The following is a 20,593-nucleotide window of genomic DNA, read 5'->3' on the forward strand; positions in this document are numbered from 1 at the left end:
AGCGACGCTGTCAGGCAGGTGAGTCGAAATAGTTGAAAGAGGGTGGCGTACATCTGGCTTTTCCCAGATTCTGCATATACGTCTGTGAACCTCCGGAAGACAGCCCTCGCTACAGGGTTCGCGGGAGTTCTCCTGTTTGTGTTGAGTCTCGTCGTGTCTTATCTCGTGGTAGAGAAGCTCAAAAAGCTGTTGGATTCCATGATAGAGGAAGAGAAGAAGCTCGGAGCGATGTTTGTTACGTGGTTTTTCCCTCGTCATTGAACAACAGTTGCCGTCGCCTATCTACTGAGGAGATTAAGGCGATATGAACCTCTATCTATGTTTGTCTTGCTCAATATGCGGCGAAGCTCATGAGAACGAGAGGATTCATAGGGGGTGTAATACTTATCCTCATTTTCCTTCCTACGATTTCCCGGAAATGGTAAACCTATGTAAAAAGCCCAATTGCACATTCTTCAAGAGTTCACGATCAATTTCCCACCCAAGAAAGCCCCAGGGCATCCCAAATTAACAGCCTGAAACACCCACGCAAAACACCGCCATAGCCCCTACCGCCAGAGTTCCACGTCGCAACAGCTGCCGAGCCCATTGAAACCCCAGGCCTACTTCCAAACGAAGCCCCCCACGAACCCACCGAAGCGCAACAGCTAAGCGCAAAGCTTAAATAAAAGCTCCCTAATAAGCTTTCGCGATAATCTACAATAGAGTAGAAAGAGTCGAAGCGTCAGCCGCGAGGTTGTTGCCGTCTTTGAGAAGAAAAGCGTGGTGAGTTCCTAACGCTGCCCATTGACTCGCGTTGGCTCGGCATATACGTGAGGTATGCCGACTTGCATAGGCAAGTCATTGAGTCCAGTGGCGGTAGGGTCTTCCCGATTAGCTACAGGCATGCCTACAACCTGGTGCGTAGGGCAACGGGCTTCAGACCCCACGACCTCCGCTACTTATTCGTCATGAAGATACTCATTGAGACCAGAGACATCGAGAAGACGAGGAGGTGGCTAGCTCACTCAAGCTACGTGGGATACAGCAGTACCCAATTAGGTGGTGAGGGGTTGATCGCTGTATATGTCTAGAATGGAACAGCTTAGCTAAGCACCAACGGTTACGCACCCATCGAGTGAGCTACGCCAGTAAGTATTTACAATCGGTGATGAGCAATGAAGCATGTGCGAAGATTATTGAGGGACTTGGGAGTGTGCTTAATGTGCGGTGCTTGTGCTTGAGACTAAATATCGGGGGATTCGTCGACTTCACCTCTTCGTCGGAGGCAAGCACTAACGAGCGCTATGGCAATGATCGCTAGTAGGAATATCGCAAATGAGCCCCACGGCTCTGAAGCGGCTATGCCCGCCTTATTGAGCACATGTAAAGCCTTATCAACCACAATGCCAAGTACAATTACAAGCACAGCAACGAGTAAGTTTATGAAGCATTTGCTCACTGCAACCACCGATCGCCGCGTTTCTCTCCTCCTTTTAAGGCGTTTTGTTTATTTCTAGACATGTTTAGGGATCAAGCTACGCAAGACTTGAGCAAGCAGTTCATCAACGTTGAATGACACGGAGAACCGTAGGATATGGTTAATTACACATATTGCAATCGCCACGGTGATTGCGGATTGAAAGATAATTTTTATTAAGTTGCTTATGAAAGCTTTGATTATATGGTAGAGAGTGTGTTGGGTGGTGTTGCTAGGTTGGTAGAGAGGGCGTTGCCTCTTAGGGAGGTTAATGTTTGCTCTGAGGTTGAGGCTGCGTTTAGAACCGCTAGGGGGCGTTTTAAGCAGGAGTTTAAAGAGGTGTTTGGTTTTGAGCCTGAGGCGCTTAGTAAGGGGCTTCCTCAACCGCATAATATCCACACGTGGTTCGCTAGAAGGCCTACAAGCCCTGCTCGCGTATTAACCCTAGCCTCCGTAGTAACCACAGGCATTGACCTAGGCGAGTTCAGGGAGGCTCTGGGCTTGGGCTTTCAGCTCCATCTGCTGAATAGGAGGAGGATACCGCCGGTGATATACATGGCGAAGCCCAATAGGGATAAGGTGGCGAAGCTCGTGCAGGAGAGCATTAGCCGCAAGCCCAGTGAGATAGTCGTTGTCGATCCAATGGCTGGTGGGGGCTCAATACCTCTTGAGTCTCTTCGGCTTGGCTTTAGGACTATAGCCATTGAGTACAACCCGGTGGCTTACCTGATATTGAAGGCGACTGTTGAGTTTCCCGCCAAATACGCCGACGCGGGCTTATTCGAGGAGACGTTGAGGGCAGCTAAAGAGCTTGTAAGTAGAGCAAGAGAGGAATTGGACAAATACTATGGAGAGGACGCCATGAACTACATCTTCGCGCGCGGCATTAAATGCCCATACTGCGGTGGGCTTATTCCTCTTCAAGGGGTTGCTCCGCAGATTGCGAATAGGGGGAGCTTCAGGAGGAAATACCTAAGGTTGGTGTTTGATAAGGATAGGAAGACGTTCACTGCGGAGACTACCGATGCTAAAGTCGAAAGTCCCTACGCGAGGTCTCGTAGCACCGTTACGTGCCCGTACTGCGATAGGGTGTTTAAGCTCAGAGGGGGTAGGGCTGGTGGTGATACGCCGTTCAATAGGTGGTTCTCTGAGCATGCAAAACTGATGAGAAGTGTTGTCGGGGAGTTTGGTAAGGTCAAGCCTGAGATGGAAGAGGAGCTCCTCAAGCTTCATATACCGCTGGTTAAGCAAGTTGACAATGATTTCGTGGCTATATGGGGCGATGAGGATGAGAAAAAGAGATTTGTTCAGGCGTTTAGGGATTTGAGTAGGGATGTGCTGGATCTTTGGGACTACATACCCGTTGATGAGATTCCTCGTGAAAACGCGTGGGCCGCCCCTGCTAGGAATAGGGGACTTACGCACTGGTACATGCTCTTCAACCCAAGGCAGTTGTTGGCTTTGGCTAAGTTGACGAAGTTTGTCGCAGAGACTGCGGACAAGCTTGCTTCGAAGAACGGCGAGTTCGGCGCAGCCGTGGCGCTTTACCTAGCTTTTGCAATCGACAAAATTGCTGACTACAACACAATAGCAACACATTGGCATACATCCCGCGTATTGATTGGACATACTATGAGGGGTGACTCGATCGATTTTAGAAATGAATACAGTGAAATTAAACGTATTGACTTAGCCCTTGAATGGGCTCTTGAAATCGAGGTTGCTGAGTCTGGTAAATATACTAAGACTGCTGGCGGTATTTTGCCTGTGCTTAGGTTTTTGTGTGAGGAGTTTCGTGGTGCTGGCTTGGGCGATAGGGTCTCTGTCTATCTTGCTGATGCTACTAGGCTTTCTGAGCTTCTAGGTGTTGGCTCTGTAGATGTCGTAAATGTGGATCCTCCGTACTTCGAGCAAGTGATTTACAGTGATAGGAGTGAGTTTTTCTGGGTTGTTCTTCGTAGGGCTTTGCGCCCTGTTTTGGAGCTCCTCTTCAAGCCTGGCTTGAGGCTTTCTGGTTGGAGTTGGGATAGCCCCGTAGTGCCTAGGGAGCGTGAGGTTGTTACTCGTGATAGGGAGGACTCAAGTGGTAGGTTTCGTAGGTTTTTCAGTGAGTTTGTTAGGGAGACCTACAGGGTTTTGAGGGATGATGGTGTGCTTGTGCTTTGGTTTACACATCCGACTGACATTGCGTGGAGGAGTGTCGGCGAGGCTCTATACAGCGCTGGATACGTCGTCTCTAAGGTGTGGCCTGTTAAGACTGAGATGAAGACTAGGTTGAAGAGGTTGATTCGCGGTATGGCTCAGGAGACTAGTCTCGTAATAGTGGCTAGGAAGTATACTAGATATAGGATTGCAGAGGTCGGCGGCGACATTAGGAGGGCTTTGCTATCTCACCAGGGCTTTGTCAAGGCTGTAGAGGAAGTTGTTGAGGATGTTAGGAAGGTCGCTAGGGAGGCTGGTGCTAGCCCTGCTGATTTGATGACGTTGATACTTGGCAGTGCTTTGGCTGTGGCGTCTAGATTTGAGGTCTTTGGGGCTAAGTTCGATCAGTTGTTCGATGCTGCGGCAACTAAGGTTGTTGAGGTGTTCGTAGCGCCGCTTCTTCGTAGGGTGCTTGTCGAGTCTGGGCCAGCTAAGCTAGCTGAGGACGAGGCAAGGGTTGTTATCGACTATGTGCGTAGAGCTATGCTTCGCGATGCGGCGACTAGGTCTTACCTAACGCTGTGGCTTCTGTCTAGGGTTGACTTGGAGAGCGGCGTGCGTAGGAACGAACCGTTGCCCTTGAGCTATGACTTCGCCCAGACTATCGCAAAGCTCTTGGGCTACGACGTCGATAGGCTGAAAAAGTTGGGGCTTATCTACGAGTCGGTAATCGGCGGCGGTGAGGATGATGAAGAGGAGGGTGAAAGTAAAAAGAGTGGAAAGGCGCTCTTTGTTGCTGTATTAAAAGCATTAACGGCGACAGGCGCTAAAGTGCCGTGGCAGTCTATTTCGCAGACGGTGCCTGGTAGGGCCATTTACTTAGCTTACCTAGCGCTTAACGAGAGCGGTGCGCCCAGTGTTAGGGCTAGTAGCATACGTGGTAAGCTTGTTTGGAGTGGAGATGAGATCTCCGAGGCTGCGTCGCTTGCCATAGTGCTTCTGGAGACGGCGCGAGATGAGGATCTTGGTATAAGCAAGACGTCGCTTGATCAATACCTCGTGGGGAGCTCTGAGGACGGTGTGGCTAGGGAGCTCGCTGTTAGGGCATTGCTCAGACTAGTACGGGGTGAGAAGTGATGAGCTCGCCGAGACTGTTGGGTGAGGTGGTTAAGCTCAAGGTGTCGTGTGAGGAGTTGAAGGGCGAGTTAACACCAAGCTTCTACACAGTCATCGATGACTGGCTTGGCAACGTTAGGAGGTCGCCGTTCTCGGATCCGAAGCACGTGCTTGAGATAACATACCCCACAAAGTCGCTTAGGGACTTCGTCAAGTCGATAGTGGAGGGGCTCAGCGCCCCGGGCAGGGTTGTCGGCGTGCCTCTGGAGAGGGGCTTTGGGTTTGGTAAGACGCACGCTTTGATACTGCTGTGGCACCTCCTAACCTCCGATGCTTATAAGGGCTTGAGTCACGTTGATCTGGGAGTTCGCGAGGACTTAATCGAAGATACTCTCGTTCTTGGCTTCGACTTTTCAAAGCGTGACGCTCACCCATTTGAGCAAATCCTCAGAGAGTTGGAGGCGTATGGAAGCGGTAAGCACTCAGTGAGTGGGCTGAAGAACCCAAAGCTCGTGATGGCTGTTGGAGATGTGTTGGGTAAGTACCGTGGGAGGTTGGGCGCTCTGTCGAGTAGGGATTTGGCTGAGATTATAGCGAGCATCTTAGATGAGTTCGGAAGGAGAGGCGGCACTCCTAGGCTGTTGTTGTTGGCTGATGAGGTTGGCTTTGGCGTTGTAAATAGAGTTAAGGACTATGTGGAGTTGGTTAAGAGGGGGCAGATACATGAGGCTAACAGAGCGCTTTTTGAGGTTGAGGAAATCATTAATTTCCTGTCCCATCTCTACGATAGGTTGATTCATACTGCGGCTGCGAGCGTTGTTATATGGGTATTCGCTAATCAAGACCGCAGGGATCTGGAGTCGTTGAGGGACTTAAACGTTGATAATGAGATTATCTACAAGAAGATCGATGGCTTGCTTAAGCAGTTCGACTTGTTGGCTGAGCGCTACAGTAGGGCTGTCGGTGGCGTTAGGATTGTGGAGTACGCCTACGAGCCTAGGCACGCGCTTGAGATTGCTAAGTACAGGATTTTAGAGTTCGTGAGTGGTGACTGGCCGTCTGCTCGCGATGCGTTGATTAAGTGGTTGAGGGGTGTCGCTTCTCAGCTCGGGATAGCCGATGCGCTCTCTCGCGTTGAGGATAAGATCAGGGAGTTCTACCCATTTTCTCCTGGGTTGATTAATCTATTGATGAAGCTTACAAACGCCGGTGATATGCCAGGGACTGAGTACGTGCGCACGGTTCTGAACATAGCGTGTTTAGCCTCTGAGAGGGCTTTGCGCAGCGATGCTGAGGGCACGTACGTGATCGGGCTTAAGCACTTGACGGAGGTTGAGACGGCCCTAACGAAGTTCACGGGTGAGTTAATCAAAGATCAGTGGGATCAAGCCGTTGGCGAGGTCATAAACGTAGTGAGTAAGATCGAGGATGCGGATGTCCGCGAAGCCGCTGGGTTAGTGGCTAAGTACATCATGGCAAAGGGCATAACGGCAAAAGTGCTTGAACTTTTGGAGACTAGTGATCGAAGGGTTGTGGAGAGGTACGGCTCCACCCTGGATGAGGTTCAGTTGGAGGCTGCGGCTACGTACGCTAGAGACTTCTCGAGAATAGTCGATAAGCTCGGCGCTGCGTTGGATAGGCTGCGCGAGAGCAGTGGTAGGGTTGAGGAGAGGGAGGTCGGTGGTAGGAGGTTTTACCTACCGACCATCTACGCCACTCTATACCACAAGCTGTACTTATTCATAGCTGGGGAGAGGGAGAGGGCTGGCATTGCCGAGGGTGGGCGTGGTGCTGAGCAGATACCTATCTACATCAGGCAGAGCATGGTGCCCACGCTCTTCTCAAGCATTAAGCTAACCATAGATGGGAGGGGCGATGATGTTGTAGTCACAATCATGGAGTATGACAAGGTTAAAAATATCGAAAACTTACTCTCAGATCAAACCTTTAGACAAGCTCAGAATGAGGGTAAGCTCTTGCTCGTCGTTGTGCCGCCGTGGGACTCAACGCTGTTTAGTGAGATCTACGTAGAGGGTAAGAGCTACGACGGTATTTCCAACTCAATAGCTAACTCTCTCCAGGCCGTGCTTAACCGCGGTGGGTTGGAGAGACACCTACACTTATTGATTCTACTTCCAGACCTGAGCAAGCGTAATATTGATGATTTGCTGAGTAAGTTGGTGATTTACGAGGGGTCTAGGAGGTTTTTGCGTGAGTACTTGCCGAATTTTGAGAGGATTTTGAGTGAGAGGTTGAGCGAGATTGAGAGGATTGTGCATAAGCAGATTGAGCATGAACGGATTGTGCATAAGCGAGGCGACATTATGAGGTATCTCGAGGAACTCAGGAGCAGGGGTAGGGAGGTTTTGAGGAGCAAGTTGGAGCGTGAGGTTGAGGAGGTTAAGCGCTACGCTCAGGGGCGGGTTGTCAAGCTCTCTAGGGAGGTTGTGAGTGCAGTGGTTAATCTCTATCGAAAGGTGATTCACTACAGCGTTGACGAGAGCTCCTTCGTAGCTAAGGACGTGGCTGAGCTAGCCATGGGTGTGGCGAGGGAGGCTCCTGAGCACGCAGATGCCGATGCGCTAGCTCGCAGCATATCTATGTATGCGCCTATAGTGAATAGATTCTTCGTTGAAATCATCCGCAGCTTAGGCTATAGAACGGATCCGATGGAGATTGTGGTTGCGGTTTTGGAGAGGTATAGGAAGGATCTTGAGAGAGGGTCTATTTCTAACGAGGTCAAGCTTGAGGATGAGGTTGAAAACATCATGAGAGGTACGTATAGAGTGAAGCCCCTTAGCTTAGGCATTGCGGTAGATGCGGTTAAGCGCCTCAACAACCAAATCGTCGAGGCGGCTGACAAGGTCGCGAGGTTGGCGGTTGAGGTGAGGCGCGAGGCAGGTGGATCCATCAGTGGGGTTTTGAAGATAGAGACTAAGCCCAAGGCACCACCACCTCAGGGGCTCGAGGAGGGAGCTCTCCCAACGCCGCCTCCGAGACTTCCCACAATGCCTGAGCGCGTTTTGGACACTGTGCACCTAAGCCTACCCGCTGGCTTCAACGTTGAAGACCTCTACGCTAGGCTTAGGGCTTTTAGGGAGCTGCTTAGCAGGGTTGGCTCCGAGGTTAGGCTCTTTAGGGTTGAGCTTGAGAGCGAAGCCATGAGCGTAAGGCTCGAGCTGAGGAGGTTTAGCGATGAGGAGTTGGGCAGGGTTAAGCCAATTGTGAACTTCGTAAGTAGGTTAATTAGTGAGGGGTATGCGAAGGGGCGTGTAAGCGTTGAGATATCTTTGTCGAACCCGGTGGCTGAGGATAACGTTAGGGAGGTGTTCGGCAGCTACTTCGCACCGGCTCGATCCAGCTTCGATAGGTTCCTGCCGAGCTGACCATCGATGGCAACGCTCGATGAGAAGGTCATTAGGGTGTTCGGATGGGCCGCCGTCGATAAGAGGTTGGCGAGGCTTGAGGTTGTGTCTAGGCTCCCTAGGTTCATAGCTGAGTACTTAATCACGAAGTACTACTACAGCGATCCAAGGGGCTGGGTTGAGAAGCTTACGAGCGTGGTTAATGAGTACTACCCAGACCCCAGGGATAGGGATAGGGTGTTAAGCAAGGCTAAGCGCGAGGGGAGGGTCACGTTGATAGATGAGTTCGAGGCCTCTGTCGATCTTAAGAGGGATATCTACATCTTGCGCATACCGAACCTACAGATCTACGATGCCCTCGTCAGCGAGTCCATCGTGAGTAGGTTCGATAGGATATTCACGGGGCTTTGGGGGATAGGGGTTCTTGAGTACAGGCCCGAGCTCCTCAAAGCCTGGCTCGTTGGCCGCGAGAGGCCGTGCTTCACGCCGCTGATCCTCACGGATTTCGAGCCGTTCCAAGTCTACAACGTCGATGTGGGCGAGTTCGTCGAGGGGAGGAGGGCGTTCACAACGCGGGAGTGGGTTGAGTTGCTCATTAGGAGCATTGGCTTAAACCCATCGATGTATGATGAGAGGCGTAGGTTAATCCTCCTCACTAGGTTAGCGCCGCTTGTCGAGAGCAACGTAAATCTGCTTGAGCTTGGGCCAAGAGCGACTGGCAAGACCTATCTCTACAGAAATGTGTCGTACTACACGAGGATCTACGCAGGGGGCACAGTTAGTGCCGCTAGGCTCTTTTATGACGCGAGACTTAAGATCATTGGTGATATCGGGACGAAGGATGCCGTGATCTTCGATGAGATCTCGAGGGTTAGATTCACAAACCCCGATGAGGTCGTTGCTAAGCTCAAGGATTACATGGTCGATGGATTCTTCGAGCGTGGACAGCTCAAGAGGGCTCACAGCACGTGCTCCCTGGTCTTCATGGGCAATATCGAGCTTGGCGATGATTTGTTGGACTCCGTTATCGATAGCTTGCCCAGCTTCATGAGGGACGCGGCGCTTCTAGATAGGATTCACGGCTTGCTCCCGGGTTGGGAACTTCCAAAGATACAGAGGAGCGACGAGCACCTAGCTAGCGGTATGGCTTTAGCAGTTGACTATCTATCGGAGATACTACACAAGCTTAGAGATATCAGTTTCGAAAAGTTCATTGAACAACACGTAGAGCTTGTGGGCAATTATACTATTAGAGATGAAATTGCCGTTAAGAAACTCCTATCTGCGTTGACTAAGTTGTTGTTCCCACACGGAGAGTTTGATAGAGAGGAGTTGAGAGCGATTGCTAGCCTAGTTGTTGAGCTTAGACAAAACGTGGTTAATATACTCTCCAGAGTGGCCCCCAGTGAATTTAAATGGAAGAGACTGGACGCTAGGGTGAGGGGATGAGAACGGCTTATGAATTATTTGAAGAACTTCAGAGCCGAGTGGCTAAGCTCCTCATGGGAAACGCCCTAGCTAACGTTTACAGAGCTGTACTCCTCTCCTTTGTATATACAGCCTTAAAGCGAGCGGCTCCGCAGAGCTTAGCAGCTGTTAAATCAATTGAACACTTGGTGCCTTCTCACTTAGTGGCGATTGCTAAAGGCGATCTAGTCGATTTGATTGAGGAATTCATTAGTTGGGTGAGTTCTCTCATGAAGAGCAATAGGCCGGTGACTATAGATGGCGAGGCAAACCTCAAGCTTGTGCTCAACTCCGTCAAGCATAGAATCGGCAACGCAGACTCTGTGCTCATCTACGATGGAATGTCGCCAATAGAACACGTCGTAGTAGCCGCTTATGCTAGAACCCAAGGGCTCACCTCGCTACTGGTGGAGGTCTTTGTGAATCCTGTCGGCGTCACTAAGTTTGTCACAAGCCAATCCGTAACTTACCCATTAACGCTTTCTGGATTAGCTGGCGTCATTGCTAGGGAGCTTGGCGCCTCGGTTCATCGAGTTAAGCGTGAAATTGATGAGTCAATCCATGAGCTTGGACAGTTGGGCGTTGAGGAGTTTGTGAAAAAACTTCCAATCGAGGATATAGCTAGGGAGGTAATTAACGAGGCATCTCTTAGGAGGACTCTTGTGCTTTCTGATCACGGCTACGACATGGTACTAATACGTGGACGAGATTTATATATTACACATGGCTTTAAACCCTCTAGTGAGCACGAGCACATGCCGGTGCTCCTCTTCAGCAGAGTAGCCTTTTATATTTTGATACATAAATTATTATGATGGCTCAACAAACTGAGGAGTCCACTTACTATATAATCTTGAGGAGTAGAAGCAAATGTAATGAGCTCCTATATAACATAGGGGACGAGAGAGATGTCACAACAGTAATTAAGCTATGTAGTAAAAACACCGATAAAATATTCAACTACGTAGTGTCAACACTCGCAAAACATGGAGCGATCGTGCCTATGAGGGTGTCTAGCAATGAGAGTGTGTACAGCGTTAGGGAAGACCTAGGCCCCGTCGTTGGGGCTTACTTATTAATGATGAGGAGGGCTAGGGACATCGATAGATGGGGCAAGCTTTTCACAGCCGTTGTGGATGGGCAATATGCAGGCGTTGCAATAGCCCTCACAATGTTTCTCGAACTAGCGATAGAACTCTCAAGACGCACGGCGAGAAATAAACAAGCTGCCGCGATGTTAGACGCATTAACATCGGCACTCAAGGTCTTTATAGACAAGGCGGTAAGAGACCACAAGCCGTAATGCGAGACAGAGAGCTTACCGCATAGCGGGAGTTAGAAAACTTTAGTCAAAGAGTTTATAGACTCGATACTAGAGTCGTTTGGAGAGACCGCTCTGTTCAGAACAGGAGTGGTGCTCCCGTCGTGGGTGTGCCATTGTGTAGGAATAGAGTCAGATTATATTGGTGGAGCTATTAACTCGTATATTGACTACGGCGAGAGGTTGCCGTTCCTAGAATTTGAAACTCCTTATGGCAGAGCCACATGTTGTTTAACTACATAGGACGGAGTATTTGTAGACGTAATGGTGTACAACAGACAGCTTGAGACAGAAAATGGAAGAATCATATAGAGAGAAGCGTCGAGCGTGACGGGACAAAGAGAGTTACAAAATACCTTTATTTAGTACCTCACCAGATAGCACAAAGTCGCTATATGACTTATTACGCAAACTACCAATCTCCAACTTTTTACATCTCTTAGTGTCTTATCATAAAGCGACCAATGTGCCTACGTCTAATGGTGATGATCCCAATAATACGGCGACATACAGACGTAGCATATTTATATTGTGGTGAAAATCAGTACAATGCTTCTATTGAAGGGGTCTCTTGAAAATTTTCAACATAGTTTAGTTGATTTTCTAGAGAGGAAGAGTCAACTAATAAGGAGATTTCCCGCCAGCTCTTTCCTCTGGGGCGCAAAGAGGGTGGATCAGAGGGTGAGGCCCGGGGCCGAGGTTCTTCTCTACGTCAATAGAAATCAGTTTAACGAGGGGGGTGTTGCGCTGTATGGTGAGCTTGTTGAGGTGGGAGAGTTGAAAGAGCGGTACTGGCCCCAGGGAGACTGGCCGCTCTACCTCGTCCTCAAGGTCAAAGCTATTGCGGAGGGGGTTAGAGAAAACCCACATGAGCCAAGCCGCTGGCGCCTAATAGATAGACACGCCCTAGCCCAACTCGGGGTAAAGATCCTCCCCGGCATACAGACAATCCCAGAGGACAAGCTACGGCAGATCCTCTCCAATCTAGTGCGCATTTAGAGCCATGGACTACTGGCTAGTGATGTTAAACGAGGAAAACTACCTAGTCTGCGAAGAGAAGAGACTATACGGAACTCCGAGGGACTACACCAAGCTAGTAAAGCCTGGGGACAAGCTCGTCGTATACGTGCTGAAGGAGGGGTGTAGAGAACTCTGCCAGTCGTTTGCCGCGGTGTGGGAGGTGGCCGGCCGCTGGCGGGAGTCGGCGGGCCCCACTTGGCCCGACGAGGTGGAGGAGGGCAGGGTGAAATACCCCTGGGTTGTGGAGGTCAAGCCGGTGGCCGCCGGCAGGCTGCCCATCGGCGAGGTCGCGCCTCTGCTGGCTAAATACGGCATCGACGGGCCCCAGAAACTTAGGCTCTATTCGCTTTACTACCGCAGAGCCCCTCTGCCGCCGGAGTTGGGGAGGGCTATTGAAGAGAGGCTCTCCGCCTCTGTGCCACCTTCCCAACATGCGGCGGCTGGGGGGCGGCTTTCCGTGGGGGGCCGCCGGCGTGGCGTTGGGAGAGTTCACGACGCGGTGTCTGAGATGCTTGTGGAGGTGGGGGGCCTTCTGGGCTTCTATGGGGAGAGGGAGGTGGAGAACAGCCCGTTTAGACATGACGTGGTGTGGTGGAGGAGTGAGAGGGAGAGGCGCCTCCCGCCTGTGGCTGTGTTTGAGGTGGTGGTGGGGGGCGAGGTGGAGCGTTCTCTCGCCGCGCTTAAACACGCCTACGACGTGTGGAGGTGCGCCCTCTTTCTGGTCTTTGCCGACGAGAGGAAGAGGGAGAGGGCGGAGAAGCTTGTGGAGCCCTACCTATCTGGCGCCTTCCACGAAATCGCGGGCCATCTACACGTGATGTCGGTGGAAGATGTCGAAGAGATGTACAGAGACCTCAAGAGACACGAGAGGTGGCTTAAACTCTTCGCTAAGTTGAGGCGTTAGTCGTGGCCTCTGTGTTTTGTCATTGGCTTTAGGGAGTGGAATACGAGCGTATGTGTTCTAAAGATCCAACTCTGAATTACCCCAACGCCGCTGGGCGCATATAGAACTTGGTCGGCGTAATCGGCGAGCCCAACTCTTTCTAAAACTCTCCGCTCGCTTCTAAAGGCGACTTTTGTATTAGTCAGCTGTATAATTAGGTCGTTTAAATCGTCCGGCATATGTGTGGCAAAGATCACTCCAATTTTTCTAACACGGCCTAATCTCGTGATTTTATTTATCATCGCTTCAACACTCTCTTTAGCAAAATCCTCTCTTCCTCCCTGTGGAAAATAGTTATGGGCCTCGTCTATAAAGACAAAGGTGGGTTTATGCACGCCGGCGCGCATTTCCACATCTCTTACTTCAAATAATTTTGACAAAATCCTATACACCACAATAGACGCCACACGTGGGTTTTCTCTAAACGCGCCTAGATCTACAACAACAAGGCCGTTAAACAGACTGCGGTAGTCAGGCTCGCCAAAATAGGCGCTCTTCGCCCCACGAATGTTTCGCTCTACGCGCTCTCCCACCTCGTACTTTACGTCAAATATACCAATTTCATAAAGCGAATGAAGACCCCTGATTAAGTTTTCAACCTGCTTGTTATGCAATCGCATCCGCTTTCCTATCTCTTCTAGCTTCTCTAATCCCTGCAACCGCGTTTCCCCTCCTTTCCGTTCGGGCTTCTCTAATCCCCCGCCTAAAATTAATGAGTCTAAGTCTTCAAAGTTTAACATTTCTACTATCCTTGCAAAAAACATACTTACTTTCTCAGTGAAGACGGGGTATATCCTCGGTATATCTTTATAGCTTTCTTTAAATCTAAGAGCCCAGGGGATTAGCCTAAGTTCAAAAGTCCAATCGCCAACTGCAACAGTCATATCTATAGCCTTTATATAGTGGCGGGGCACTGCGGCGGTCTGTCTCTCCCCAGACCGGGTCTCTACGCTTTCGACTTCTGTCTTACAGTCGACAACTTCGGCGTTTGGCTCGTAGTTTCGTTGGACAAATATACGCCCCAGGGCACATCCTACATTTTTTGCAAATTCTTCGTCGTAAAGGTCGGCTAAGGTATAGCCATCTTCCTTTAAATACTCATTGGCTACGTGCCATATGTCGTCTCTAAGATCATGTAACAAGTGTCTAGTTATTGGCATGACTACTGTGATTTTATCAGCCGGTGGGTAGAGGCCTTTCTCTCTACCCGGTAGAGCCAGGTGGAGGTAGTCTCCTTGTAGATCTAGCGCTATTACGGTGGCGTTTAGCTCGTTGAGTGTAGATAGCGCTAGGTTTTTGAGAAAACTTGTCTTGCCGCTGCCGGTGGTGCCTACGACAAGCATATGTTGATAGAGCGCGGCCTCTGGGAGCCGGATTTGTACATTTAGGTCTTTTGAACCCGCGCGTAGTAGGCCTACTACCGCTCCACTTCTTGGGATGCCTAACATAGTTTTAATAAAGTCGGGGCTTGGCTCAAACACGACGCTTAGGGGGTCTATAGGCGATTTAACGACGTCGGGCTCGCACCCGCTCCACTCCCGGGGGCATTCGGTAAGAGGCTCAAGTCTTACAACCGCAGGCGTCTGGACACCTGTGGGGTCTGGCTGTGTGAACACTGGCAACCTCCCCACGAGGCCAGCCGCGTGGCTTCTAGAAATTTCTACAACACGGCCTAGTATAAAGACACGGTGTATATATGTATAAATGCCGAGGTATTGTCCAAGCTCTATTTTTCTATTTACATAGTTATCGTATGGCAATTCGACAACTATATCCTTCTCTCTACCTACTTTAACTATTTCACTTGCTGAAACATAGCCTATTGGAACGCCGGCTTTTAGCTCTTCCAGATCTTTAACTAACTTAACTAACTCCTCTTCCATAGTCTTGTAAAGCAGTGCGGTATTCTATCAGAGATTCGTAGATTGGGCTTATGTTATTCTGCATCATAAGTTCGTATAAAGCTATGTAGAGGCCACTAGTTATCTTTCTGGCATATGAATCGGCGACGTCGACCATATACGGCAGCCCGTTGCTGTCGATTGAAGACGCTATGAAATTCGCCACGTTCTCGACGTCGCCAGGCCTCTCCTCAAAGACTTTTTTCAGCGTCTCTATTCTAAAAACTCCAGGGCCCATCCTACTGTAGACGTACCAAAAGACTCTCTCGGGGAATATATAGTCGTCAAGACGTCCGCTTGCCTTGGGCCTGTCCTCAAAGGGGCCTATTAGATATACGTCGCGGAACGCCGCCTTTAGGCTTTTGCCGATTTGTGATACTACTGCCGCGTCGTTACAAGTCGACTCTTCAAGACCCACGCCTAGATATTCCAAAACGCCCCCTCTACACAATCTCTTGGAGACGTCTACGCGCTTAACTACGCCCACGACTATAGAGCCGCCCTCCGTCAGTTCCTCAACGGCTTTTAGCCTGTAGTTGGCTAAGTCCTTCTTCTCATAGATGCCTATGTATATAGGCCCGTCTAAAATTACAACTTCTCTACCGCGTACCCAACTTAAGACGTCTGTCTCAAGAGCCATCCTCACCTCATCGCTAATGTCGTCTTCATCTAACTCGTCGTAGTACTTCCCAGAGAGAGATCTTGTTCTAACTTCTCTAAACTTGCCCTCTAGCTTTCTTAGAGTATCGCGCTGAGCTTTTATGGCGATAAAGGGGTATTCAAATGGGGGGTTTACAGGGTAGACGCGCACCGCGCCGCCGCTTAAGCCGTACACGGCGACGCCGGCGATAAAAACTCTAAAATGTGGAGAGCCGAAACGTCTAGACGACCCATCTACAACGGCGAAATGAAATCTTTTCTTTAGACGTGCCAGATGTGGGCCGGGGTTGCCTAGCGGCTTAACTTCACTTTTCTCCTCTGCACGGGCACTTGGCGAGGGCTTTAACGGTTCAGATAGGCCTCTTAGCTCGTCTACAAGTTGGCGTATAAGACTAAAGACCACAAGAGAGAGTTCACCAAAACTAAAAATGTTATCGACGTAATACCTCTAGACATCTTCAAAAACAGCCCTCAATACTCTATGATAGTAGAGTTGGCAGAGGTATTTGACGGCTACGGTCTCTACAAACTGCCCGAGAGACCTAGCGACCCAGTCAGACCTATGAAAGTGATAGCAAAAGTTAGAGGGAGGTTTCTAGAACTAAAAGGCTGGGTATTTTACGACGAAAACACAGGCTGGCTACTGGCGTTACCCATCGCAGAGAGACTAATCGATATACTATATATGGAGCCAGACTGACCTTTTAAAACGTCGATACGTCTCAAGAGACGACGTCTTCAATAGCGCCATGTTTAAAAAACAAGTTGTAACAACGTCATGTAGTTGTTTCGACGCCTAAAAAGGTAGTGCTACTGTCTAAAGGGGAGGTGTGTGCGAAGAAACCTCTCCCGCCTTCGCAAGAAGAAGAACTTCCTAGAGAAGGCTTTGAACCAACTGATGAATGCCCCGTCGCCGTCGTAGACCCAGGCCCAGGCGGCGGTCTTGTTATAACCGGCGGCGTACAAGGGAAGTGCGACGACGGACAAGACTATATTGAACACCTAGCGTTCTGCGATAGAGGAAACGCCATATACTACATAGCCGACAGGATAGAGAGCTGAACAAAGACCTTGACAGGCCAAGTACTTGGCAGAGTCCTCAACACATGTCTGCACTGGCCAGACAGAGAGTGCCGCAGTAGATATAGCCAAATTTTGGAACGAATTAAGAAATGGGATGTTAAGGGATTTAATCGGATCATGGAAGAGATTACAAAAAACCTCTCTTGGGTATTTCAAGAAGTTGTCAATACCGCGTTGTTATATCTAAGAGCGCATGAGAGGTTCCACTGTCTAGCAAGTGAAGAAGTTTATGGAGACGAGGGCATGGCCACCGCCTGGGGGCTATACTGGACGTTAAAAAACCACGTATTTAGCCCAGCGGTGTTAAAAACGCTAGAAAACATAGAGTCTGGGCTGAAGTCCCCCAGCTCTAGAGAGCAAAGCGGCTATGTGTATTACCACGACCCCCTCGCGTTTGTTGTTAGATATCTGGCTGTGTACGAAATTGCAAATTACCACTACCAAATGCCTGAGTATAGAAAGTTTGTGAAGTATCTAAAGGCGCCGTTAGCACGACCGGAGGTGTATATAATAGAGGAGCCATCGGTCTTGGCGTTTGTACGCGGCGACGTCTTTAGTGGAATTTCTATAAAAATAGCACCAGAAAAACTGCCATATACACTCCTGTTCCACACCTATCCATACAGAAGTTCTATCGAAATCGAAGTGGAAAAGCGGGAAAGCAAGTTTGAGTGTGAACTTAGGCCTAAGTACCTTGGCAAAGAGCCCAAGTCTATAAGTGGCGACATAATAGAGGTGTGGGGCATGTGCCATAGAAGACTTGAGTTAGAGGCCAGAGGTCTCATACCTATAAATTACGAAGACCTCTGGCCACAATACCGCCCGAGAAAAATCTAAATACACAAGCCACGCCCGTTAGCTATACATACAGCGGCAACTTTTAAAAAAGCTACGGCTGAGAAACACCGCCTTCGACGTCCTCAAGGATTATCTCTTTCACTAGCTCGCAGTGGCTATGGAATATACGAAATTTGAATTGCGCGATTTAACACTACTTCTTCTTCACCCAGTGGAGGAAATGACTTGATGTATCCAATATCGGTCTCTATCCAACCGTACACTGGATGTTTCCCCACTTTTTGACTAATTTCTCTAACAACAATAACGTGAAAGAATTAACCAAGTGGTGTTGTACACATAGTTAATTCACCTGCATATGCTATTTTGGAAATCACTCTTCTCTTAGTCATAACGACTCCGCCTAACGGATCTACGCAATCTAAGAATTGTAGTTTAGCCGGCTTGTCCCACAGTTTGTTTTTCACAACTAGTGTAAAGTGTTTCTTTTCTATGAAGTATTCTTGAATGCGTAACACAAAATATTCTGGTTTTTAAAAGTGTAGTTTGATGTCGTCAAGGATTATCTCTTTCACTAGCTCGTGGTCGTCTATGTGTTTCCAAAGCTCTATGTAGTACATGATCTTCCGCAATGAAACACGAGCTTCCACAATCTTTTCTACCAGCTCTTTGTCAGTAATGTGTCTACTCAAAACTTTAAACAATGTTTCTTTTGATAAGTCTCCCAACTCCACTGGAAGGAAACGATCTCGTAACGCTTTCCAACTCTCAGACCGCTTTATTGCAAAATCTCTATTTGCGGCGGCCAGTAGCGGCGCATTAACTTTAATCTCAATCCTTCCTCTCTGCTTGCTCAACATAACTAGGCGGCCTTCTGACATTATGTGAAGCATGGCATCTATAGTCTCCTTCTTCGCCTTGTCGAGTTCGTCGAATCTAATAAGCGCCACTGGGCGCTCGGCGAGATATGTCACGAGCCCCATCGGCGTTGTGGTGGCGCCGTAGAATATAGGCGCTGCGTCGTGGTCGAAGAGCGACAGGATAAAGGATTTGCCTGAGCCAGGCGGGCCTATAAGTATGACATGCGGTTTGTGTTGCACTTCTGTAGTCCAAATTTTCATTATGTTAGTTACATGGACAAGCGCGCTGTTTAATTCATTAAGTTCTGCAAATGGTGATTCCAGAAATCGTCTCCACGCCAAGTCGATAAGCTCTTGTAGAGATACTGTTTCTTCGGGCTTCTGAATCTGAAGCTTGTTTTTAACACACGTCGCTAAACAGTCTTTATTCACTATATACACTGGATGTTGTCTGCTACTCCTTCTGGGGTCTTTAACAAAGCAAGTTCTACAACTTCTTCTCAGCATATCAAAACAAATCGTTTGTTTCTCGTTCTCAATACTGAAGTCTGAAAGCGTCCCGCCGTTTTTGTCAACAATTTCAATAATTGTGTTTAAACACTCAAGCGGATCTACTTTGAACATCGTAGATAACGAAAGGGGGTTTTTAAAGTCGCTAGGACAAGACGGCGACCACCATATTGCTCATTAAAATACCAAAACGCTTTACAAAACGCTTGTCTGGCATGGCGATAGCTAAAACGTCTTTTGTAAAAATGGTTTAAATCTCTTTGTTACACAGGTCTCCCCGGGCTCGAGACGCGTCTCGCGCTAGGCAACCCGAAGCAGGAGTCTGGCCGCGCCCAGGAGACGGGCTCGACGAACTCAAGGCTTGTTGCTCCATGGGAGAGAGTTTTTGAGAATCGCCGCTGGAGTGGAAGGCGGGTTGTTTTATGCGAGCGACCTCCCACCTCTTTTCCACTTGCCGCAAGGGCGTTCCGTCTCTGTGTGGCAACAGTCTCTGTAGAGCATTGTATTTGGTGTACGCCCATTGTTTCCTATGACTTACTACGTCGTCTACCACGTCATCAAGGGGACGTCTTTAAGTTTATTCACATGTAATATTTAAAATTGGGAGGTGTGGAGACTGTGGTCTCTAGTGAATACGACGTTTATACAGATGTTTGTACCCATCTGCCTAGGCTTTGCCCTAGGCTTGTTCCCGGCCCTCTGTGGGGACTTAATCTCGCCAATATCGCAAGGGCCGCCCCCGAGGCTTTTCTAGCTGTTTGTAATGACTGTGATAAGGTTGTTAGAGAGATAAGCCGCTATTGGAATAGCCTAGATAGGTCTGGTAGATGTGTTATATGTGGCGACGTAGGTAGAGATATAGACGAAGATTGGAGGTACCGTATCTACGCCGAGGGAAAACTTATTAGAGGCGTCGCCCGTCTAGTCGGCTTGCGCTTGCTCTGCGAAAAGTGCCACTTAGCTAAGCACCAGGGATATGCGAAGAGAATAGGTAAGGACAGAGAAGCTCTTGAGCATTTGGCCGAGGTAAATGGAGTATCACTAGAACGAGCTGATGGTGTAGTCGATAAGGCGTTTAAAATCTGGCAAATGCTAAATAGGATAGACGACTGGAGGTTTGAAGTTGGCGAATTACCCGGCGTAGACGAGAAACTAAAACGCGATGTTGAAAAACTCTTTAACGCTATGTGGAGCGCAGGCTTTCGCCTAGAGACAAATAGACCGGTACTTTTCCATAGGGGTAGGCGTTGGGAAGAAATACAGGATAGGGCTTTTAGAGAGACTGTAGACGTTATCATTAAGACGGTTAGTGATGCCGCCGGGACATCTATCGACACTTTGGCAGATACCTTAGTTAAAGTCGTTAAGAGGGGTCTTGGTGCAGACATCGAGCTTCTCGAACGTGAGTTTAGAGAATTCATACGCATTATTAGCGGCCCGCTTACGAGCGCTATAATAATGATCGAGTCGGTTGTAAACTCAAAAAGTAGACTTAATGACCAAACACTTAACAAAGTTATAAATAATCTTGCCAATCTTTTATCGATTGATTTCGACTCTAGATCTGCCGGCGCTCGTCTTAGAGATGTCTTAGTTGGTAAGTGGATAGTTTATGTACCTGTAAGCGTTTATCCAAAGCTCTCTAGAGACATAATTGACGAACTTGAAAGACAGGAGTTGGAGTATAAAACCGAAATCACTACTAGGAGAAACGACTATATAAGAAGACACGAACTTCCAATAATCGTCTATGTGCCTTCTACACTAGCTATAAAACTAGTAACTGACATAGCTCGTGTTATAAAAGGCGAGTTAAAGAAACATGGCATAAACCAGCCATTATACTTTAAGCCAGATGTATTCACAGAAAAAGGCTATTATTCGAGAGGAGATATGAAATCCTACGTATACAAAACCAGAGATATGTAGCCACAAAGCCTCTGACTCG

18 protein-coding genes are annotated in these 20,593 nt (G+C 48.8%); 13 read left to right on the forward strand and 5 right to left on the reverse strand.

Features of this window, described 5'->3' with window-relative positions; translation table 11 throughout:
- Positions 1 to 42 precede the first annotated feature (42 nt).
- Positions 43 to 261, forward strand: coding sequence for a hypothetical protein (locus ACZ49R_RS01285; RefSeq protein ID WP_464733404.1), 219 nt, complete (start codon positions 43 to 45; stop codon positions 259 to 261).
- Positions 262 to 899: 638 nt separating this feature from the next.
- On the forward strand, positions 900 to 1,073 hold the full coding sequence (locus tag ACZ49R_RS01290) for a hypothetical protein (RefSeq protein ID WP_464733405.1): 174 nt from the start codon (positions 900 to 902) through the stop codon (positions 1,071 to 1,073).
- 152 nt (positions 1,074 to 1,225) lie between these two features.
- On the opposite strand, the gene ACZ49R_RS01295 is transcribed toward ACZ49R_RS01290, so the two are convergent.
- Positions 1,226 to 1,450, reverse strand: coding sequence for a hypothetical protein (locus ACZ49R_RS01295; protein WP_464733406.1), 225 nt, complete (start codon positions 1,448 to 1,450; stop codon positions 1,226 to 1,228).
- Between the two features lie 213 nt (positions 1,451 to 1,663).
- Between ACZ49R_RS01295 and ACZ49R_RS01300 the strand changes: the two genes are divergently transcribed.
- The 7 genes from ACZ49R_RS01300 (at position 1,664) to ACZ49R_RS01330 (ending at position 12,794) form a co-directional block, all read left to right on the forward strand.
- Positions 1,664 to 4,738 (forward strand): hypothetical protein, encoded by a 3,075-nt coding sequence (locus ACZ49R_RS01300; protein ID WP_464733407.1) that lies wholly within the window; start codon positions 1,664 to 1,666, stop codon positions 4,736 to 4,738.
- Positions 4,738 to 8,103, forward strand: a complete 3,366-nt coding sequence (locus tag ACZ49R_RS01305; protein WP_464733408.1) for a hypothetical protein — start codon at positions 4,738 to 4,740, stop codon at positions 8,101 to 8,103. The genes ACZ49R_RS01300 and ACZ49R_RS01305 overlap by 1 nt, the downstream gene beginning before the upstream one ends.
- Positions 8,104 to 8,109: 6 nt before the next feature.
- Positions 8,110 to 9,531, forward strand: a complete 1,422-nt coding sequence (gene brxL / locus ACZ49R_RS01310; protein ID WP_464733409.1) for a BREX system Lon protease-like protein BrxL — start codon at positions 8,110 to 8,112, stop codon at positions 9,529 to 9,531.
- On the forward strand, positions 9,528 to 10,364 hold the full coding sequence (locus ACZ49R_RS01315; protein WP_464733410.1) for a hypothetical protein: 837 nt from the start codon (positions 9,528 to 9,530) through the stop codon (positions 10,362 to 10,364). The genes brxL and ACZ49R_RS01315 overlap by 4 nt, the downstream gene beginning before the upstream one ends.
- On the forward strand, positions 10,361 to 10,852 hold the full coding sequence (locus tag ACZ49R_RS01320) for a hypothetical protein (RefSeq protein ID WP_464733411.1): 492 nt from the start codon (positions 10,361 to 10,363) through the stop codon (positions 10,850 to 10,852). The genes ACZ49R_RS01315 and ACZ49R_RS01320 overlap by 4 nt, the downstream gene beginning before the upstream one ends.
- A gap of 567 nt (positions 10,853 to 11,419) precedes the next feature.
- Positions 11,420 to 11,869: a hypothetical protein gene (locus ACZ49R_RS01325; protein WP_464733412.1), complete on the forward strand. Its 450-nt coding sequence runs from the start codon at positions 11,420 to 11,422 to the stop codon at positions 11,867 to 11,869.
- Positions 11,870 to 11,873: 4 nt separating this feature from the next.
- Positions 11,874 to 12,794 (forward strand): EVE domain-containing protein, encoded by a 921-nt coding sequence (locus tag ACZ49R_RS01330; protein WP_464733413.1) that lies wholly within the window; start codon positions 11,874 to 11,876, stop codon positions 12,792 to 12,794.
- Here ACZ49R_RS01330 and ACZ49R_RS01335 read toward each other — a convergent pair.
- Complete coding sequence (locus ACZ49R_RS01335; RefSeq protein WP_464733414.1) at positions 12,791 to 14,716, reverse strand: ATP-binding protein; 1,926 nt, start codon at positions 14,714 to 14,716, stop codon at positions 12,791 to 12,793. The two genes, ACZ49R_RS01330 and ACZ49R_RS01335, sit on opposite strands and share 4 nt — an antisense overlap.
- Positions 14,697 to 15,797, reverse strand: coding sequence for a DNA double-strand break repair nuclease NurA (locus ACZ49R_RS01340; RefSeq protein ID WP_464733415.1), 1,101 nt, complete (start codon positions 15,795 to 15,797; stop codon positions 14,697 to 14,699). The genes ACZ49R_RS01335 and ACZ49R_RS01340 overlap by 20 nt, the downstream gene beginning before the upstream one ends.
- Positions 15,798 to 15,875: 78 nt before the next feature.
- Here ACZ49R_RS01340 and ACZ49R_RS01345 point away from each other — a divergent pair, with 78 nt between their 5' ends.
- The 3 genes from ACZ49R_RS01345 to ACZ49R_RS01355 all read left to right on the forward strand — a co-directional run bounded on the left by ACZ49R_RS01345 (position 15,876) and on the right by ACZ49R_RS01355 (position 17,314).
- The gene (locus ACZ49R_RS01345) at positions 15,876 to 16,094 is read left to right on the forward strand and encodes a hypothetical protein (protein ID WP_464733416.1); all 219 of its coding nucleotides are present in this window, start codon (positions 15,876 to 15,878) and stop codon (positions 16,092 to 16,094) included.
- Between the two features lie 107 nt (positions 16,095 to 16,201).
- Entirely contained in the window at positions 16,202 to 16,456 is a 255-nt protein-coding gene (locus ACZ49R_RS01350) for a hypothetical protein (RefSeq protein WP_464733417.1), read from the forward strand.
- 138 nt (positions 16,457 to 16,594) lie between these two features.
- Entirely contained in the window at positions 16,595 to 17,314 is a 720-nt protein-coding gene (locus ACZ49R_RS01355) for a hypothetical protein (RefSeq protein WP_464733418.1), read from the forward strand.
- A 278-nt stretch (positions 17,315 to 17,592) separates the two neighbouring features.
- Here ACZ49R_RS01355 and ACZ49R_RS01360 read toward each other — a convergent pair whose 3' ends face one another.
- Together ACZ49R_RS01360 and ACZ49R_RS01365 are read right to left on the reverse strand one after the other, a co-directional pair.
- The gene (locus tag ACZ49R_RS01360) at positions 17,593 to 17,793 is read right to left on the reverse strand and encodes a hypothetical protein (RefSeq protein ID WP_464733419.1); all 201 of its coding nucleotides are present in this window, start codon (positions 17,791 to 17,793) and stop codon (positions 17,593 to 17,595) included.
- Positions 17,794 to 17,808: 15 nt separating this feature from the next.
- Positions 17,809 to 18,759 carry a P-loop NTPase family protein gene (locus tag ACZ49R_RS01365; protein ID WP_464733420.1) on the reverse strand — a complete coding sequence of 317 codons (951 nt, stop codon included), beginning with the start codon at positions 18,757 to 18,759 and terminating at the stop codon, positions 17,809 to 17,811.
- A gap of 495 nt (positions 18,760 to 19,254) precedes the next feature.
- Here ACZ49R_RS01365 and ACZ49R_RS01370 point away from each other — a divergent pair, with 495 nt between their 5' ends.
- Positions 19,255 to 20,574 (forward strand): hypothetical protein, encoded by a 1,320-nt coding sequence (locus ACZ49R_RS01370; RefSeq protein ID WP_464733421.1) that lies wholly within the window; start codon positions 19,255 to 19,257, stop codon positions 20,572 to 20,574.
- The last annotated feature ends 19 nt before the right edge of the window (positions 20,575 to 20,593 follow it).

This window comes from Pyrobaculum organotrophum, from assembly GCF_055384425.1.

Coding starts and splice junctions, on each gene's coding strand:
- ACZ49R_RS01300 (WP_464733407.1), top strand. CDS start 1,664: ATGGTAGAGAGTGTGTTGGGTGGTGTTGCTAGGTTGGTAGAGAGGGCG.
- ACZ49R_RS01305 (WP_464733408.1), top strand. CDS start 4,738: ATGAGCTCGCCGAGACTGTTGGGTGAGGTGGTTAAGCTCAAGGTGTCG.
- brxL (WP_464733409.1), top strand. CDS start 8,110: ATGGCAACGCTCGATGAGAAGGTCATTAGGGTGTTCGGATGGGCCGCC.
- ACZ49R_RS01315 (WP_464733410.1), top strand. CDS start 9,528: ATGAGAACGGCTTATGAATTATTTGAAGAACTTCAGAGCCGAGTGGCT.
- ACZ49R_RS01320 (WP_464733411.1), top strand. CDS start 10,361: ATGATGGCTCAACAAACTGAGGAGTCCACTTACTATATAATCTTGAGG.
- ACZ49R_RS01325 (WP_464733412.1), top strand. CDS start 11,420: ATGCTTCTATTGAAGGGGTCTCTTGAAAATTTTCAACATAGTTTAGTT.
- ACZ49R_RS01330 (WP_464733413.1), top strand. CDS start 11,874: ATGGACTACTGGCTAGTGATGTTAAACGAGGAAAACTACCTAGTCTGC.
- ACZ49R_RS01335 (WP_464733414.1), bottom strand. CDS start 14,716: ATGGAAGAGGAGTTAGTTAAGTTAGTTAAAGATCTGGAAGAGCTAAAA.
- ACZ49R_RS01345 (WP_464733416.1), top strand. CDS start 15,876: ATGATAGTAGAGTTGGCAGAGGTATTTGACGGCTACGGTCTCTACAAA.
- ACZ49R_RS01355 (WP_464733418.1), top strand. CDS start 16,595: ATGGAAGAGATTACAAAAAACCTCTCTTGGGTATTTCAAGAAGTTGTC.
- ACZ49R_RS01365 (WP_464733420.1), bottom strand. CDS start 18,759: ATGTTCAAAGTAGATCCGCTTGAGTGTTTAAACACAATTATTGAAATT.